The sequence below is a fragment of the Flectobacillus sp. genome (genome assembly GCF_049240685.1).
Lineage (GTDB): Bacteria > Bacteroidota > Bacteroidia > Cytophagales > Spirosomataceae > Flectobacillus.
In genome coordinates this window covers 5,344-21,986 of record NZ_JBMLSD010000289.1, presented here as the reverse complement: position 1 = coordinate 21,986, position 16,643 = coordinate 5,344, and the positions used below count along the sequence as shown (strand labels likewise).

Here is a 16,643-nt window from a genome sequence, read left to right as displayed (position 1 = left end):
CAGAGCACCTGCCTTACAAGCAGGGGGTCCTAGGTTCGAATCCTAGTGGGACCACAAAAAAGCCCTCTTACGAAAGTTTGAGGGCTTTTTTATTTGTATATTATTTCTTTTTACTTTTCTCATACTTCTGTAAATTCCAAATTTTGAGTTTTTTGACTAATGACTTCCCATTTTCAGTAAAAATAGAAAGCCTTTTTGCTTTTTCGGAAGGAAATATCAAATCTGTCATTGTGGTAAGACCATCATTGGCAAAAACCTCTACTGACGTTTTATCTACCAAAATTTGTAATCTTAAGATTCCATTCTTCAAATCATAATTCGCCTGTTCGATACTTGGAAATTGAGAATGAAGCATTACCGAAGACTTGTGTCTATCCAAAATTAAGCCTTTCTTTCTGATATCATAATATACTTTTGTCTCCATAATATTCTTCTTATTATCTACCGAATCTGATTCTTGGGCTATCTTAAAACCTACCTTTTTTGCAGATTTTACTTCTAGTTCAACATCAATCAAATAAGCATTATTAGCAAACAGCATATTACCACTTAAATCTAGGCTATTCTTGATTTTAAAATTCTCCTTCTCAAAAACATCTAATTGAGAAAGATATTCCGACGAAATTAATGGATTTTGTACTAAACGAATGCCTCCTGCTGTATTACGCAATGATATCCTTCTTGGTATGGTCATTTGCCCACGCCAAGGAAAAGTTGGAGTATGACCTGCGTAAGTCAAATTTGTCATCCAGGCTATTAAAGTGGCTCTTTCTTTTGGCAAACCATTGTATGGAATTCCCGCATATACATCTTTTCCATGGTCTACATACAGAGCTTGTTTAGCATCATGGAGATTTATAAAGGTTTTTCCATCAAAATCTCCTACAAAATACTGCATTCCTGTGTATCCTTGGGTCGAACCATTCGATGATAGCATCAGAACCCATTTGGAGGTATTTGAGCCTTCTAAGGGCAATTCGATAAGTGCAGGACATTCCCAAGGTTTTCTTAGGTCGCCTTGATTAGCAAACTCACTCAATAAAGACCATTCTTTCAGGTTTTTTGACCCATAAAAAAGTACTTTATATTCAAGTGGTAAAACTACAGCCATAATCCATTGTGCACTGCTCTTATGCCAAAATACGTTAGGATCACGAAAATCCCTTTTTCCCAAATCTATCACAGGATTATTTCCATATTTGGTAAAGCTCATTCCCCCATCGGTAGAATAAGCCAAATATTGGGCCTGTTTTTTGCCTTCGATATGAGCCGTATAAATTGCAACCAGACAGCCATCTTTCGTATTAGCAAATCCAGATGTGTTAAGAGTATCATAAACAAGACTTCCCGAAAAAATCATAGTACTGTCTTCTCGAAGAGCCACGGGATGTTCGGCCCAGTTTACTAAATCAGGACTTGTTGCATGTCCCCAACTCATGTGCCCCCAATTGTTTCCAAAAGGATTATATTGAAAATAGAGATGATATTGTCCTTTATAGAATAGTAAACCATTAGGGTCATTCATCCAGTTTTTTTGAGGGGTAAAATGAATGAAAGGTCGAAAATATGGTGTTTCAACTTCAGTATTTTGACTAAAACTAGCCATAGGTAAATAAGCCAAAGCACACAAAAGTACCCTTTTTAATAAATGTCTCATAGGTAAACTAGGATGGGATAAAATAAAGATATGAGCAAACTACTTAAATCGACAAGGCTGATTCTACGTACATATTTATACCGTCCCAAACCGCATAATGGTAGCTAGTTTCAGGGCTATCATAGCACCACTCTCCAAGATTAATATATCTAGCTCCTGTTTTGCCTACTTCCAAATCAAGCAATAAATGTCGATGACCAAATATATAATAATCGAAATGTTGAGTTTGCTCTATGGCGAGTGCATGATTCAATAGCCATTCATCTTTGCCCTTAAAGACCAACTCTCTTTTAACACGCTCAGGATCTTTGCGGCTTCCTGACCACCAATGAGCCAAAGAAATACCAATATGAGGATGTAACCAACTAAAAGCCCATTGGCAAAGCTTATTTTCAAAGATACGTTTAAGTACTTTGTAAGCATTATCACCTGGTCCCAATCCATCTCCATGGGCAATATACAACTTCATTAGCCCCTCAGCCTGATTGGCACTGATACTATACTGTTGAGGGTCGCGATATACTTTGATTCCCATTTCTTTTGTAAAGTAGTCAAAAATCCATATATCATGATTACCCGTAAAAAGGATTAGTTCGATTCCTTTGTCAGATAACTCTGCGAGTTTTCCCTGTAAACGAATAAAGCCTTTGGGAACGGCATTGTTGTACTCGAACCAAAAATCAAATATATCTCCAACTAAAAAAATCACTTGCGCATCATGGCTAATTTGATCGAGCCAACGAACAATCTTTTTCTCGCGAGCCAGACTCTCTTCGGGTGTGGGATATCCAAGGTGAAAATCGGAAGCAAAATATATTTTTTTATTGGGTTGAAGTTGAATAGAAATCATGCGTACAAATATCAAATACGAAGTTTTATTTATGCGAAGATAAAGAAAGTAATTGTAACAAAAGATGATTTAAGTTGAAAGCCTATAAATAGAAAAAGCCCTTCGCCTGTGGCGAAGGGCTTTTTCTGTATTGATGATTAAGCAAGCGTTTCTTCTGAATCTTTAGAATCAACATCTGTCGAAGTTTGAGACGCTGATGGTAACTCTTGCTGAGTTTCTTGCTCTTTCTGACGCTCCAGCGCTTTTTCTTTTTCCTCCTCACCTTTTATAAACTCTTGGTAGGTAGTGAGCTGTTCGAAAGGGCGAGAACCTACTAATCGTTCAAGATCGCTTTGGAATAGGACTTCTTTCTTCAAAAGTTCCTGTGCCAAAATTTCTAATTTATCACGCTTTTCGGTCAATAAATCCACTGTACGCTGATAAGCCGCTTGAATAATCTGACGCACTTCTACATCTATTTCGCGAGCGGTAGTTTCGGAGTATGGCTTATTAAAATTATATTCCGAACCTTTTGAATCGTAGTAAGAAATATTACCTAATTTATCGTTCATACCATAGATAGTCACCATGCTGTAGGCTAACTTAGTGATACGTTCTAGGTCATTTTGAGCTCCTGTCGATATTTTACCAAAGATAATATCCTCCGCAGCACGACCACCCAAGGTTACGCACATCTCGTCAATTAATTGTTCGGTACGATATAAAAACTGCTCTTTTGGTAAATATTGGGCATACCCCAAAGCGGCAATACCACGAGGTACGATAGTTACTTTTACCAGAGGATTAGCATGTTCTAAGAACCATCCTGCAATAGCATGACCTGCTTCGTGATACGCTACGATTTTCTTTTCCTCAGGAGAAATCAATTTATTCTTTTTCTCCAAACCTCCAATCACACGATCCATCGCCTCTTGGAAGTCTTTCATATCTACGGCAGTCTTGTTACGGCGAGCAGCAATAAGGGCCGCTTCGTTACAAACGTTAGCAATTTCGGCACCAGCAAAACCTGGAGTTTGAGCCGAAAGCTCACGAGGATCGACATCAGGAGCTAATTTTAGAGGCTTTAAATGTACTTTAAAGATTGCTTCACGACCAACGATATCTGGCTTATCAACCGAAATTTGTCTATCAAAACGACCTGGGCGTAGCAAAGCAGAGTCTAATACGTCAGGACGGTTGGTTGCGGCCATAATGATGATACCAGAATCGGTAGCAAAACCATCCATTTCTACCAATAGAGAGTTTAGGGTATTTTCACGCTCATCGTTTGCACCAGGCATAGCACCCCGACCACGAGAACGACCAACAGCATCAATCTCATCGATAAAAATAATACAAGGAGCTTTTTCTTTGGCCTGCTTAAACAAGTCACGTACACGAGCTGCCCCAACCCCCACAAACATTTCTACAAAGTCTGAACCTGAAAGAGAGAAAAACGGAACACCTGCCTCGCCAGCTACAGCCTTTGCCAATAATGTTTTACCTGTACCTGGAGGGCCTACTAGCAAGGCACCTTTAGGGATTTTACCGCCCAAATCTGTGAATTTTTTCGGATTTTTCAAGAACTCAACAATTTCTTGTATTTCTTCTTTTGCTTCATCCAAACCAGCCACATCATTGAAGGTAATTTTTACTTTTGCCTCACCGTCAAAAAGTGTTGCACGCGAACGACCGATGTTGAAAATTTGTCCTCCTGGACCACCTGCACCTCCCATTCGGAAGAACATAAAGTAAATCCCCACAAACATCAAAATCAACAAACCTGGCCCCATCAAAAACTCAAGAATTCCAGTTCTTTCTTCAGAGGTAGCATGGATACGTTGCTCTCGAGGGATATCTTTTTGTAAATCATTAAGTTCTGATTCGAAAGAGAAAGAAGAATTGATAGGTAATTCGAAATGAGGGCCAGACCCCTGAGCCATTACGCCATTTCCTTGCTGATCACCTAATTCGGTTTTGTATTTTGGTAAAGCCTCCTTTTTGAGTGTTATCTCTACCATATCTTTATTTTTGATAATGGTCAGTTTTGCAATTTCTTTATGCAAAACCATTTGCTCAAATTGTAGCGGCTCGATTGTTTTCAATACACGCGTTTTACTAAGGAAGTAGATACTCACCAAAGCAATAATTAAAGCTACTACTAACCAACCCTGAAATCCTCCGCTTGGAACATTGGGACGACGAGAATTTTTTGGGAAGTCTGATTGTCTGTTATCTCCGCTATTATTTTCTGCCATTGTTTTTTTAATTACACTTTAAATTCATAATTCTGGTTTAGGAAAATGACCTAAAAGATGTAGCCTTGATTCAACAAGGTTGGGCAATTGTCATTATCCCGATAATTTTACCACTTTACACTAATCAACGTCTATTTGAAGCAGATTGTTTCTGAAGAGTATAAATCGTGAAAAGTGGTAAAATACATTTATGAGAGGTTTTAACTGCTGACTAAGCGGCTTCGTCGTCGATATAGGTAAATTGAGCGTCTCCCCAAAGTTCTTCAAGTTTATAAAATTCTCTTCTATCTTTTTTGAATACGTGCACAATTACATCATAGTAATCCAACAAGATCCACTCACGATTAGACTTACCTTCTATACTTTTAGGATTTGTACGAGTAGCCTCCCAAACTTCTTTATCTACCGAATCCGCTATGGCATCAATCTGGGTGTCTGAAGTACCTGCACACACCACAAAGAAGTCAGCAAAGGCATTTTTAACACCTCTCAAATCCATCACTACGATGTCCAATGCTTTCTTTTCTTGCATTCCTTTTACTACTAAATTGCAAAGTTCTTCTGAACTTATTTCTTTTTCTGCTGTGATATCTACCATGCTAAATTCTTTATGTGTTATTCTCTTCTGGAGTAGGGCTTGTATATTTGTAGTATTAATTCTGATATACGGCAAACGATGCCCTTATTTTACTATTTTTAGAAACCTAAAATTACAAAATAACCTTGTACAAAATTCAACCCAACACCTTATTTACGGGCAAAATTATTAAATATCTGCCAACTTGTCATTCTACTAACGACATTGCGGCTGAAATGATTCAATCGCAAGAGGTTTTTGAAGGTACAATTATAGTGACCGACCACCAAACTGCGGGCAGAGGACAAAGGGGAAATACGTGGGAGGCTGCCTTAAAACAGAATCTTACTTTTTCATTGATTCTCAAGCCCTCATTTCTTCGAGCCTCAGACCAATTTCAGCTCAATGTTGCCGTCTCGTTAGGAGTGCATGAGTTTTTGAGTCAATATCTTTCAGAAGGTTTAAGCATAAAATGGTCGAATGATATTTATCATTACGACAAAAAACTTGGGGGTATTTTAATAGAAAATACACTTCAAGGATATCAAATTGGCTATTCGGTAATTGGTATTGGTCTTAATATCAACCAAACACAATTTGCCGTTCCTACAGCCTCCTCGCTGAAGGTAGCTAGTAATACTTTGCAACCATACAACCTAGATTTGCTATTAAGTGGCTTGTCCGAAAAAATAGAGAAGTATTACCTTTTGCTCAAACAAGGATATTACGAATCGCTAAAGATGCGATATCTTAGTGTCATGTACCGCTATCAAGAATGGCATTACTTCAAAAAAAATGGCGAACTCTTTTTGGGACAAATTATTGGTATTGATCAAACAGGCAAACTTGCCATCGAGACTGAAGAGGAAGATTTACTGTATTTCAACTTTAAGGAGGTTGAATTTGTCATTAACCCTTAATGCCGTGGTATAAATGAGGCAAAACTCTGAAAAAATATATATCCTAACAACATAGTAAGGACACTCATCAAAAGAACTCTTACAATAGCTTGCCTATTCATGACATTGGGGGTTAGATATTAGTATGTATTCTGTCCTACCCTCTCACCAAAAAATTCAAACAAATATAATCAAAATTCAATTTTATTCTTAAATTGTCTATAATTTTTCTAGCAAAAATACTCCGTTAACAAATTAGTAATTGCACAAAATTAGATTTGAGTGCTCTAAGCAATAGGCAAGCACAACCTACGGCTTAAAGCACAACTCCTAATTCAGCATTATTACTTAACCCACTAAACTCAAAAGCTATTTTGATATGAAAAGACAATTTAAGACCATGGTCGAAAATTTTTGCCATTGGGAAAGTAATACGCCTGAGAAGGTATTTCTGAAACAACCTCGGGGAGGTGACTTCAAGGACTTTACATTTTATGAGGCAGGGCAACAAATTCGCAAAATTGCACAGTGGTTGCTCGACCAAAACTTTCCTCCACGAAGTAATATAGGTATCCTTTCTAAGAATTGTGCTCATTGGATTATGACAGACCTGGCTATTAGTATGGCAGGTCACATATCCGTCCCTTTTTATCCAACCTTGACAGATGAGCAACTCCGACAAGTTTTAGTGCATTCTGATTGTAAGGTTCTATTTGTTGGAAAACTTGATGCATGGGAGTCGATGAAAAATGGTGTCCCTGCTAGTATCCACTGTGTTTCGTTTCCGACCTACTATGAAGGTGCCCCAGCTCAATTTGAAAATTGGGAATCTATCATTCAATCACATAAAGCACTAGAGAGATTTGAAATAACATCCTACAATGATGTTAGCACTATTGTCTATACTTCAGGAACAACGGGGGTTCCTAAAGGCGTAATGCTTACCCATCAAGGACTCATTGCAGCCATCGAACACACGCGCGAAGTTGGCTTGATAGACAGAGCTGATAACCGATTTTTTTCGTACTTACCTCTTTGTCATATTGCCGAACGAACCTTAGTCGAATCGGCTGGGATAGCTTCGGGAGGAACTATCTACTTTGCTGAAAGTTTAGAAAGTTTTGCATCAAATCTACAAGCGGCTAATCCGACTCATTTTTTGGCTGTACCTCGTATCTGGACCAAATTTCAACTCGGGATTTTAGGAAAACTATCACAGTCAAAACTAGACGTACTCCTCCAGATTCCGATTATTAAAGGTCTTATTCAAAATAAAATCAAAAAAGGATTGGGTTTGTCAAAAGCTGAGTTGATTCTTACAGGAGCAGCACCAATGCCAAGTAGTTTACTAGAATGGTTTCATAAACTCGACATTCAGGTGCGTGAGGCTTATGGAATGACCGAAAATATGGGAGTTGCCACTGTTATGCCTCTCAAATACAAAAAAGGTACAGTCGGAAAACCCCACAGTGGAGTAAGTATTAAAATTGATCCAGACACACAGGAATTATTGATGAAAGCACCCTGGAATACAGTAGGTTATTACAAAGAACCTATTATGACCCAGGAATTGTACAAAGATGGCTGGTTGGCCACTGGAGATATGGCCTCGGTTGATGAAGAGGGTTATATTTCTATTATTGGTCGTGTCAAAGATATGTTCAAATCGGCAAAAGGTGAATACATTGTTCCAACTCCAATCGAGGGAATGCTGGCCGTCAATCCAATCATCGAACAAGTTTGTGTAGTTGGCACTGGGTTACCACAGCCTGTAGCACTTGTGGTACTATCAGATATTGGAAACAAGACAAATCAAGAACAATTAAGGAGTATTTTTGAAGAAATGATAAAAAGAGTGAATCCTCACTTCAAAAATTATGAACACCTAAAAAAATTAGTTGTGGTTAAAGAACCATGGTCTGTCGAAAATAACATGCTCACTCCTACACTCAAAATCAAAAGAAATATGATAGAGAAACACTATCAAGGGCAGTTAGAAAAGTGGTTTGAAAGCCCCGAAGAGATACTATTTGAGCAATAGATTTTGGCCGTATTATGTAGGCTTTGGGTTGTAAAAAAAGCAATATTCAACATTTTCTAAAACCCAAAGCCAACAACCTGTTGTCTAAAATTAATGTCCAGCACTCATCGTTACCACTTGCCCCTCCTCCATTTGTTTGGATTTAATCAGCGTGGTAGCTCCTGCCGCAATCAGCAAAAATATACCTGCAAAAGTGACAGCCTTGCCAGAATCATTACCTAAAAAATGCTCAAGGATATAGCCAAATGTTAGGTTTTGAATAATCATAGGAATAACTATCATCATATTAATGATACCCATGTATACACCATAACGCTCTTTAGGAATCTCAGAAACTACCATCAAATAAGGAATACCCATCATACTAGCCCAGGCGATGCCAAATCCAGTCATTGGTGCAAATAGCAAGTATTTATTTTCGATATGCGGAAAAATCAGTAGGCCAACTCCCGCCATTACCAAGCACAGTACATGTACTAGTTTGGGACTTGTTTTCTTGGCAAGCCATACCAATCCAAAAGCCGACATAAATGTTGCCACGTTGTACCAGCCATTTACTAGACCAGTCCATCCAACGGCTTCTTGATACAAAGTTGGGTTATCTTTAGGAGTTGTTTTCCATACCGACAATGCAATACTCTTCGAAGCATTTTGCCAATAACAAAACAATGCGTACCATTGAAATAGATAAACCAAAGCTAGTTGCCACATTACTTTTGGCATGTCTTTGATAGCTTCCAAAATCTCAACTATCGGTTCAAAAAACCCACCTTTATGTGCTCTTATCTTTGCTAACTCCTCGTCGCTAGGCGGTATTTCACTTGTTTTTGACATAGACCACAATACCGAGCCAATAGAACACAAAGAACCTAAAAAGAACGACCCAAATACCCAATAAGGAATTTGACCATAAGACCCTGTAATATTTTTTTGGAAAATAAATAAAGAAACATTAGCAAGCGTTATACCCAATCCTGTAAAAAAACTCTGTGTCAAAAAACCCGTAGCTTGCTGCTCTTCGGGCAAAACATCAGCAATAAATGCACGATAAGGCTCCATGGCAGTATTATTACCTGCATCCAGAATCCACAATAAGCCAGCCGCCATCCATAACGTACTACTGAAGGGATATATAAATAAAGTGAGACTACACAGTAGGGCTCCGATAAAAAAGAAAGGTTTACGACGCCCCCAACGCGGATGCCACGTTTTATCACTCAAGGCTCCAATGAGAGGCTGAATCAATAAACCTGTAACTGGGCCTGCCAAATTTAAAAGGGGTATTTCGTCGGGACTTGCACCCAAAAAGTCATAAATAGGATTTACGGCACTTTGCTGCAAACCAAAACTGTATTGTATGCCAAAAAATCCCACATTCATATTAATGATTTGTGAGAAGGTAAGTGAAGATTTTAAGGATTTCATAAAAATGGCTAATTTGTGGAAATAGAAAACAATAATAAGCATAAATTAGCTTTATTTAAGAAACTTTTTTAATTATTTAAGTTAAAAAACCTAGAACGCACGATTTCTCGATTCGTTTTTTCATCAAGCATGTTTTTGATAACACTATTTTGTAATCTCCTCCAACTTTTACAACCCGCCAATCGTGACTCTACCTTGGTAGTTCGCCATATTTTTTTAGAGGGAAATCAGCGTACCAAAGCCTACATCATAAGAAGAGAATTAGATTTTCTGGAAGGTGATAGCATTACTATTAATGATTTATCGAAAAGAATTGAGCTGAATAGAAGAAAGATATTTAATACTAGCCTATTTAATTTTGTTGAAATCAAATCCCAAAAAGATAGCCTTTCCAATAACCTAGACCTCTTGATTAAAGTGCAAGAGCAATGGTATATACTGGGCTATCCCAACATTCAGATTGCAGACCGCAACTATAATGAATGGTGGAGTCGTGGTAGGCGCCTAGATAGGTTGATTTGGGGACTCAATTTGACACATGCTAACTTTAGAGGAAGAGCCGAAAAGTTAATTCTTAATGCAGAGGTGGGCTTTACACAAAAATTAGAACTTTTTTATAGAATACCCTACATCGATAGAGCTCAAAAAACGGGCTTAGGATTTGGCATTTCATATTCGACTAACAAAAATGTGGCCTTTGGTACCTTGCATGATACTTTGAGTTTTATAAAGGCTGACAATAGCCTTCGTCAAAGGGTTTTTGCTTATGCTCAACTGAAAAAACGTTACCATTTTTACGATAATCATATTGTAGAACTTCGCTACAATCAAAACTGGATTGCAGATACGATCAGAAAAGCTAACCCTAACTATTTTTTGGATAACGCGAACACTCAACGCTACCTTCAATTGAGCTATTATTTCAATTATGATTTTCGCGACAATGTTGTGTTTCCTTTACGAGGTTATCGACTTGAGTTATACCTAAACAAGCTAGGCCTATTGCCTTCTGATAACATCAACCAGCTAGATCTTACTTTAACTGCAAATCGGTATTGGGCACTTGCCAAAAACCTTTTTATTAATATTGGGGCAGAGGCAAAAATATCCTTCCCAAATAAACAGCCTTTTTTTAATACAAGAGGATTGGGCTATGGGACAGATTTGGTACGAGGTTATGAATTGTATGTAGTAGATGGGCAAAAGTATCTGTGGGCAAGAGTCAACCTTAGAACAAAAATTTGGGATAAGACTTTAAGGATAAAATGGCTAAAATCTTCGCAGTTTAACCGCATACCAATACAAATCTATCCAAACTACTTTGTGGATTGGGGATATGTTCAAAACCAATACAGTTATAACAATCTGAGTGCCTTAGCCAATAAGCCCATGTATTCCACTGGATTTGGGATGGATGCCGTTACCTACTATAATCTTGTTGTAAAGCTACACTGGGCAATTAATAAAGAAGGAAAGTCTGGATTTATTTTCAATATTACTAGAGAATTTTAGGGGATTAGGGATTTTAATAAAAAAACAGAATGGGTCTTATTTACTCAATTTTGATGTTTTTATAACCTCAAAATACTTTTGCCCAAAGCCTGTGGCCTAAACTAAATGTTTTAATAGTTTCTTTAAAAAACACTTTTAGCTTACTTACTACCCATATAAAAGACGAAAGGAGATGTTAAAAACATCTCCCTGTGCAAATTAATAGTTCTACACCTATTATCTTAAATATTTTTTAGTTTGATTAGATACTTTTAAAAACATGGGGCGACAAGAGCCGCCCTTGTTTCCTAAATACCTAACCACTAATATTTTTAAACTATAATTAGTTTTCAAAGTACTGACGACGTTTTTCTAAGAAATCTTTTTTCTTACGGCGAGATACGCTAATCTTTGCACCACCTTTCAACTCTACGTACATATCCTCTTTCACGTCGTACTGAACAATATAGTTCAGGTTAACCGCAAATGACTTGTGAACTCTCACAAACATTTCGGCATCTAATTTACTCAAAAAATCTTTCATTGTACGTGAAACTAGTAAGTTTTTTCCATTACTGAAGTAAAACTTAGTATAATTGCTAGTTGCTTCGAGATGAGTGATGTCTTTCCAAGCCACAGAAATGCTTTTTTTGCAGCAAACAGGCAAAGAAATAAACCCTTCCTTGATTTTATCACTTTTGACAACTTCAGAAATTTTAGGTAGACGAAGTGTCTCCAATGAATAGGCATTGTATTCTGTTGATGGTACAGATACAGCAATAGAGGGCAAGTTTGAGATTCTTGATGTTACCATGATAGTTAATAAGTTACGTTCGGAAAATATATTTTTAAAAGGGCTAATTCATGGTTAGGCTGATTGTTGATACAAAATTCTAGTTTTTTGAGGTATCTGTCAATCACATCATGATGTGATACGTATACCCCATCAGTCACCAATGCCTTTAAATCAATCTATTTTCTCTACATAAAATGCTACTTTTAGCATTTTACCCTATTAACTTATTCCCCTACTTTATACAATTCGTTCATGAATCGCTTTGGCTACTGCTTCAGTTTGGGAGTGTACATGTAGCTTGTCGTATATTTTCTTGATATGCGAACGCACCGTGTCCATGGTTATTCCACACTTATCAGCAATCATTTTATAGCTATTTCCCTTCACCAATAAATTAAGAATTTCAGTTTCTCTTTCGGTAAGTTTATAAGAAACATTATCTGCCACCCGGGGCTGCTGCTGAGGCAACATTTGTAATACTTTTCTGGCAATACTCGAGGTCATGGGCGCACCTCCGTGATGCGCATCGATGATAGCTTCAAGCAATTTGGTTGGCGGAGTACGCTTCAACATATAGCCAACCGCCCCCGAGCAAATAGCCTCAAAGATATTTTCATTATCATCAAATACCGTGAACATCAATACGTTAACCTGTGGAGCAACACGCTTGATTGTTTTTAGACCATTGATACCGTTTGCGACTGGCATATCAATATCCATCAATACCACATCGGGCTTATACAGATTTACTTGTGATTCTACATTTTCACAATTGACAAAAGCGCCGACTAACTCAAAACCCATTGAACCTCGAAGGAGTACTGAAAGGCTCTCTCGAAGATCTGGATTATCTTCATACACAATTATTTTGATGGGTGCTGTATCCATGTTTAAGTTTCGTTGTTAATTAATTACAAGAAGTAATAGATGTTTTTGCTTTCAAAGGTGAATAAAACCAGTGATAAGTGTCATAAATATACAAAGAAAAGCTAGAGATAACTGCTTAGAAGAAGACAAAATGAGTAAACGCCACATCATCATGTGATACAAAGTGATTCTTGCTTTTTTTCCTGAAAAATAATTACAAAGTTTGAACGTTCGCTTACTATTTTTTGATTTTTAGACTATTCATCGAAACCTTACAAACCACTCAAAAAGTTTTCTTACCTTTGTTACAGTACATTAATCGCATATATTTGTTAACCTTCAATGTATTACTCAATCATTCATTTATTGTGAAAAAACAAATACTTCTCTGCTGTTCTATTTTTCTTTTGAGTGGATTACAAGCTTGTCAAGAAAAGAAAAATAAAGATCAAGTTCAAATAAATAGTCTTGATGCGACTAATAGGACGCAAAACTCAGATTTAAGTAACTACTCTCCTATCTTTCAGTCTATCCTGAAATCAGATGCTGGAATGGCAAGGGGCGTATCATTGGGAGATAATTTTGAAGGAATCAAGGAAACTACCTTACCCTCCGAAACACAACCTGATAATGGACGAAGCTACACTGAGTATTTTGATAATACAGACCTAAATTTTGCAGATATTCTGTACAGTAAGGACAAAGCCAACAAAGTGAGCGAAATTACCATCGATGTTTATATAGAAAAACAGCCAACCGTGGATAGCTTATATCAAGAGTTTAAAACCTTTTTTAGTAAAAAATATGGTATTGGAACTGATAAGCCAAAGGCTACTTCTTGGCAACTAGCAGAGGGGAAACAATTTTTGATTCTACAGAATGTTAGTACTCAAAAAGACCCAGGATTCAAAATTATCTTTGCCAACAAATCCGAAAAAGAAGTACAATAAGCTATTAAGTAATCGTGCCGAATTAGAGCTAACTTTTTTGTTTTAGGCACAAGGCAAAGGGTATTAAATTGTTTTTTAGAAACAAAAGTCACATTTTGCCGAAAGCTGTAAGCTCAAAAATTAAATTTTATTTTGCGTATTAACTTACCAAACAAAAAGGAGTCCTCTACCATTTCAGAGGACTCCTTTTTGTTATGGGCGAAAAATAATTTTCGAATCACTAAACTTTATATACCCAACCTCTAGTATCTTCTTTCAATCCTAAACGAATAGCGTTAATTTCTTCGTAAACTCTTTTCGAGAAAGCATCTGCAGGGCGCTCAGGCAATTCGTAGTCCTGGCCTTCAAAGCCAATTGTTGAAATTGGAGCAATCACAGCCGCAGTACCCGCACCAAATGCTTCTTGTACTGTACCTGCCTTGATGCCCTCTACCAACTCAGCAACTGACAATTGGCGTTCTTCCACTTCCATACCCCAGTCACGAGCGATTTGTAAGACAGACTTACGAGTTACACCATCCAAAATAGTATCACCAGTAGGAGCAGTAACCAATTTGTTATCGACCACAAACAATAAGTTCATGGTTCCTGCTTCTTCTACATATTGGTGTGTAGCGGCATCAGTCCAAATAATTTGGTCATAGCCTTGCTGTGCTGCCAACTGCGTTGGGTACAAGGAACCGCCGTAGTTACCTGCATTTTTAGAGAAACCTACACCACCATGAGCAGCACGAATATATTGAGTTTCAACTTTCACACGTAAAGGCTTGCTATAATAAGCTCCTACTGGGCAGTTGAAAATCATAAACTTATACGTTTTCGAAGGAGTTACACCTACGTATTCGTCAGTCGAAAACATAAAAGGACGAATATACATCGAACATCCAGGCTTAGCAGGAATCCATGCAGAATCTAGTTTCAACAATGCCGAAAGGCCTTCCATAAAGATATCTTCAGGAATTTCTGGCATACACATCCGAACAGCAGACTTATTCAAACGAGCCCAGTTGTCATGTGGTCTAAACACGAGGATATCACCTTCCGTATTTTTGTAGGCCTTCATACCTTCAAAAATTGCTTGACCATAATGGAGGGACATCATTGCTGGCGTATAAGAAATAGGACCATAAGGTACAATCTGAGGCGTTTGCCAAGCACCATCTTTGTAATCAACCACCAACATGTGGTCAGCAAACGAGCGTCCAAAAACTAGGTTGTCGAAATCAACCGCATCAATTCTCGATTTCTCAATCTGATGAATTTCGATTTGCACTGTATCTGTCATAGTAATATTGCGTTATGCTATTTTCTAGTTTAAACTCTGGCTTTCCAAGCCACTTCTGCCACACCGAGTTGTCTGGCCATAAAACGGCAAAGTATAAATAAATAATCAGATAGCCTATTTAGGTAACGGATAACCAAGTAATCTGTATCATTTTCTTCGGCTAAACGAACTACCTGACGTTCGGCTCTGCGACATACCGTTCTGGCTACATGCCCAAATGAAACATGTTGATGGCCTCCCGGCAAAATAAAAAATCGCATAGGTTCTAGGCTTTCATTCATGACATCCATCGCCTTTTCTAAAGCTTCGATATCACTTTCGTGCAAATCTGGAATTTGTTTCTTTGTTTGCTCTGGTTCTGAAGCCAATATCGAACCTATCGTGAATAACCTATCTTGTATTTCCTTCAAAAAGGCTTTTTTATCAAAATTTACTTCAAAATCGCCTAATAATCCGATGTAAGCATTCAACTCGTCGACTGTTCCGTAGGCTTCGATGCGTAATTCAGCTTTCGAAATTCTTGTGCCTCCTACCAACGAAGTTGTCCCTCGGTCACCACTTTTTGTATAAATTTTCATGAAGAACTTAACCGTCAAAGTTTTACAACTAACCTTATTTTTTACTTTTCGAAGCTAATTCATAGCCAATCAATTAGCCCGAATGCTTAATAATACAAAGCTATGTTTTTTTTGAGGATTTTTGCTTATAAAATTGCAAAAAATAATTGCTATAACAACAAAATTTTATTTGGCACGAACCCTCCAAACTCCCCATTTCAAGTATACTCTACCAAACATCCTAACGATTTGAGTAATCATAGGATAAAAGTCCCCTGAGAATTGTTTTCACAAAATTAGAAAACCTAAGCTTTCTGAAGTAATTTTGCGGTCTGAAAAAAGGGGGTTTGGTCGCTCTGTCTCATGTCATTGGTTCACAAAACATAAATCTGACCTAACCATGACCCAACCAAAGATAAGAGACGGTCTAAAAAAATGAGTATAGAATTATTTATCTCAAGAACTTGGCGCTATGCCTCAATGCTAGCATTTGCGCTGATTTTATTGTTTACCTATCGTGGTTTGCCTGACTATACGGCTGTACACTTTGGTGCAAATGGTAGAGGCGATGGATTTTTGCCAAAAGATGAAATCTTCTATCTATTTTTAGCTATCTCAATGGTAGTCAATATTTTGCCTATTGCTTTGGCTAAAATGATTGACAAACTCCCAGATTCTTCATTTTCATGGATTCCCAACAAAAAGTGGCTAAGCAATCGCAAAGACCTGAATGCTGCAATAGTCAATTGGCTTAATTTTTTGCCTGCATTTATCAATACATTTTTGATTTTGGTGCTTCGTGCAATTTTAACACTCAACGATGAGCGTACTTTTAATACCAGTTATACTTATTTGTTGGTAGTTGGTGTAGCATTAACTTTAGCATGGGTACTTTATTTGCCGATTAAGTTACTTTATACCAATCCTACAGTAATAGAAGATTAATTATCTTTTGGCCTTGAGAATAAATAAGTTAATAAGTAAGATAAGGTTTAAGTTTTGAGCTTTCGG

14 protein-coding genes are annotated in these 16,643 nt (G+C 37.5%); 5 read left to right on the top strand and 9 right to left on the bottom strand.

What is annotated here, in order from left to right:
* Positions 1 to 100: 100 nt before the first annotated feature.
* The 4 genes from ACOVQ4_RS13230 to rsfS all read right to left on the bottom strand — a co-directional run bounded on the left by ACOVQ4_RS13230 (position 101) and on the right by rsfS (position 5,342).
* Positions 101 to 1,657, bottom strand: a complete 1,557-nt coding sequence (locus ACOVQ4_RS13230; RefSeq protein ID WP_421821108.1) for a glycoside hydrolase family 32 protein — start codon at positions 1,655 to 1,657, stop codon at positions 101 to 103.
* A gap of 43 nt (positions 1,658 to 1,700) precedes the next feature.
* Positions 1,701 to 2,507: a UDP-2,3-diacylglucosamine diphosphatase gene (locus ACOVQ4_RS13225; RefSeq protein ID WP_421821107.1), complete on the bottom strand. Its 807-nt coding sequence runs from the start codon at positions 2,505 to 2,507 to the stop codon at positions 1,701 to 1,703.
* A gap of 137 nt (positions 2,508 to 2,644) precedes the next feature.
* Positions 2,645 to 4,744, bottom strand: a complete 2,100-nt coding sequence (ftsH, locus tag ACOVQ4_RS13220; RefSeq protein ID WP_421821106.1) for an ATP-dependent zinc metalloprotease FtsH — start codon at positions 4,742 to 4,744, stop codon at positions 2,645 to 2,647.
* Positions 4,745 to 4,955: 211 nt separating this feature from the next.
* The gene (gene rsfS / locus ACOVQ4_RS13215; protein ID WP_421821105.1) at positions 4,956 to 5,342 is read right to left on the bottom strand and encodes a ribosome silencing factor; all 387 of its coding nucleotides are present in this window, start codon (positions 5,340 to 5,342) and stop codon (positions 4,956 to 4,958) included.
* Positions 5,343 to 5,467: 125 nt separating this feature from the next.
* On the opposite strand from rsfS, the gene ACOVQ4_RS13210 reads away from it, so the two are divergent.
* On the top strand, positions 5,468 to 6,241 hold the full coding sequence (locus ACOVQ4_RS13210) for a biotin--[acetyl-CoA-carboxylase] ligase (RefSeq protein ID WP_421821104.1): 774 nt from the start codon (positions 5,468 to 5,470) through the stop codon (positions 6,239 to 6,241).
* Between the two features lie 358 nt (positions 6,242 to 6,599).
* On the top strand, positions 6,600 to 8,261 hold the full coding sequence (locus tag ACOVQ4_RS13205) for an AMP-binding protein (RefSeq protein ID WP_421821103.1): 1,662 nt from the start codon (positions 6,600 to 6,602) through the stop codon (positions 8,259 to 8,261).
* A 90-nt stretch (positions 8,262 to 8,351) separates the two neighbouring features.
* On the opposite strand, the gene ACOVQ4_RS13200 is transcribed toward ACOVQ4_RS13205, so the two are convergent.
* A complete protein-coding gene (locus ACOVQ4_RS13200) occupies positions 8,352 to 9,686 on the bottom strand; it encodes an MFS transporter (RefSeq protein WP_421821102.1) in 1,335 nt (444 codons plus the stop codon).
* Positions 9,687 to 9,815: 129 nt separating this feature from the next.
* Here ACOVQ4_RS13200 and ACOVQ4_RS13195 point away from each other — a divergent pair, with 129 nt between their 5' ends.
* Positions 9,816 to 11,198, top strand: coding sequence for a BamA/TamA family outer membrane protein (locus tag ACOVQ4_RS13195; protein ID WP_421821101.1), 1,383 nt, complete (start codon positions 9,816 to 9,818; stop codon positions 11,196 to 11,198).
* Between the two features lie 322 nt (positions 11,199 to 11,520).
* Here the strand turns inward: ACOVQ4_RS13195 and ACOVQ4_RS13190 are convergent, their stop codons facing one another.
* Together ACOVQ4_RS13190 and ACOVQ4_RS13185 are read right to left on the bottom strand one after the other, a co-directional pair.
* Positions 11,521 to 11,991: a LytR/AlgR family response regulator transcription factor gene (locus tag ACOVQ4_RS13190; protein WP_421821100.1), complete on the bottom strand. Its 471-nt coding sequence runs from the start codon at positions 11,989 to 11,991 to the stop codon at positions 11,521 to 11,523.
* Positions 11,992 to 12,210: 219 nt separating this feature from the next.
* Positions 12,211 to 12,861 carry a response regulator gene (locus tag ACOVQ4_RS13185; RefSeq protein ID WP_421821099.1) on the bottom strand — a complete coding sequence of 217 codons (651 nt, stop codon included), beginning with the start codon at positions 12,859 to 12,861 and terminating at the stop codon, positions 12,211 to 12,213.
* A 347-nt stretch (positions 12,862 to 13,208) separates the two neighbouring features.
* Here ACOVQ4_RS13185 and ACOVQ4_RS13180 point away from each other — a divergent pair, with 347 nt between their 5' ends.
* The gene (locus ACOVQ4_RS13180; protein ID WP_421821098.1) at positions 13,209 to 13,790 is read left to right on the top strand and encodes a hypothetical protein; all 582 of its coding nucleotides are present in this window, start codon (positions 13,209 to 13,211) and stop codon (positions 13,788 to 13,790) included.
* A 220-nt stretch (positions 13,791 to 14,010) separates the two neighbouring features.
* On the opposite strand, the gene ACOVQ4_RS13175 is transcribed toward ACOVQ4_RS13180, so the two are convergent.
* Both ACOVQ4_RS13175 and ACOVQ4_RS13170 read right to left on the bottom strand, forming a co-directional pair.
* A complete protein-coding gene (locus ACOVQ4_RS13175) occupies positions 14,011 to 15,075 on the bottom strand; it encodes a branched-chain amino acid aminotransferase (RefSeq protein ID WP_421821097.1) in 1,065 nt (354 codons plus the stop codon).
* A 29-nt stretch (positions 15,076 to 15,104) separates the two neighbouring features.
* Entirely contained in the window at positions 15,105 to 15,653 is a 549-nt protein-coding gene (locus tag ACOVQ4_RS13170; protein WP_421821096.1) for a cob(I)yrinic acid a,c-diamide adenosyltransferase, read from the bottom strand.
* Between the two features lie 414 nt (positions 15,654 to 16,067).
* Here ACOVQ4_RS13170 and ACOVQ4_RS13165 point away from each other — a divergent pair, with 414 nt between their 5' ends.
* On the top strand, positions 16,068 to 16,577 hold the full coding sequence (locus tag ACOVQ4_RS13165; protein WP_421821095.1) for a DUF1648 domain-containing protein: 510 nt from the start codon (positions 16,068 to 16,070) through the stop codon (positions 16,575 to 16,577).
* Positions 16,578 to 16,643: the final 66 nt, after the last annotated feature.

What these genes read in the sequence shown, in the direction of transcription:
- ACOVQ4_RS13185 (WP_421821099.1), bottom strand. Translation starts at nt 12,861, where the DNA reads ATGGATACAGCACCCATCAAAATAATTGTGTATGAAGATAATCCAGAT.
- ACOVQ4_RS13200 (WP_421821102.1), bottom strand. Translation starts at nt 9,686, where the DNA reads ATGAAATCCTTAAAATCTTCACTTACCTTCTCACAAATCATTAATATG.
- ACOVQ4_RS13165 (WP_421821095.1), top strand. Translation starts at nt 16,068, where the DNA reads ATGAGTATAGAATTATTTATCTCAAGAACTTGGCGCTATGCCTCAATG.
- ACOVQ4_RS13175 (WP_421821097.1), bottom strand. Translation starts at nt 15,075, where the DNA reads ATGACAGATACAGTGCAAATCGAAATTCATCAGATTGAGAAATCGAGA.
- ftsH (WP_421821106.1), bottom strand. Translation starts at nt 4,744, where the DNA reads ATGGCAGAAAATAATAGCGGAGATAACAGACAATCAGACTTCCCAAAA.
- ACOVQ4_RS13230 (WP_421821108.1), bottom strand. Translation starts at nt 1,657, where the DNA reads ATGAGACATTTATTAAAAAGGGTACTTTTGTGTGCTTTGGCTTATTTA.
- ACOVQ4_RS13170 (WP_421821096.1), bottom strand. Translation starts at nt 15,653, where the DNA reads ATGAAAATTTATACAAAAAGTGGTGACCGAGGGACAACTTCGTTGGTA.
- rsfS (WP_421821105.1), bottom strand. Translation starts at nt 5,342, where the DNA reads ATGGTAGATATCACAGCAGAAAAAGAAATAAGTTCAGAAGAACTTTGC.
- ACOVQ4_RS13190 (WP_421821100.1), bottom strand. Translation starts at nt 11,991, where the DNA reads ATGGTAACATCAAGAATCTCAAACTTGCCCTCTATTGCTGTATCTGTA.
- ACOVQ4_RS13205 (WP_421821103.1), top strand. Translation starts at nt 6,600, where the DNA reads ATGAAAAGACAATTTAAGACCATGGTCGAAAATTTTTGCCATTGGGAA.
- ACOVQ4_RS13195 (WP_421821101.1), top strand. Translation starts at nt 9,816, where the DNA reads ATGTTTTTGATAACACTATTTTGTAATCTCCTCCAACTTTTACAACCC.
- ACOVQ4_RS13225 (WP_421821107.1), bottom strand. Translation starts at nt 2,507, where the DNA reads ATGATTTCTATTCAACTTCAACCCAATAAAAAAATATATTTTGCTTCC.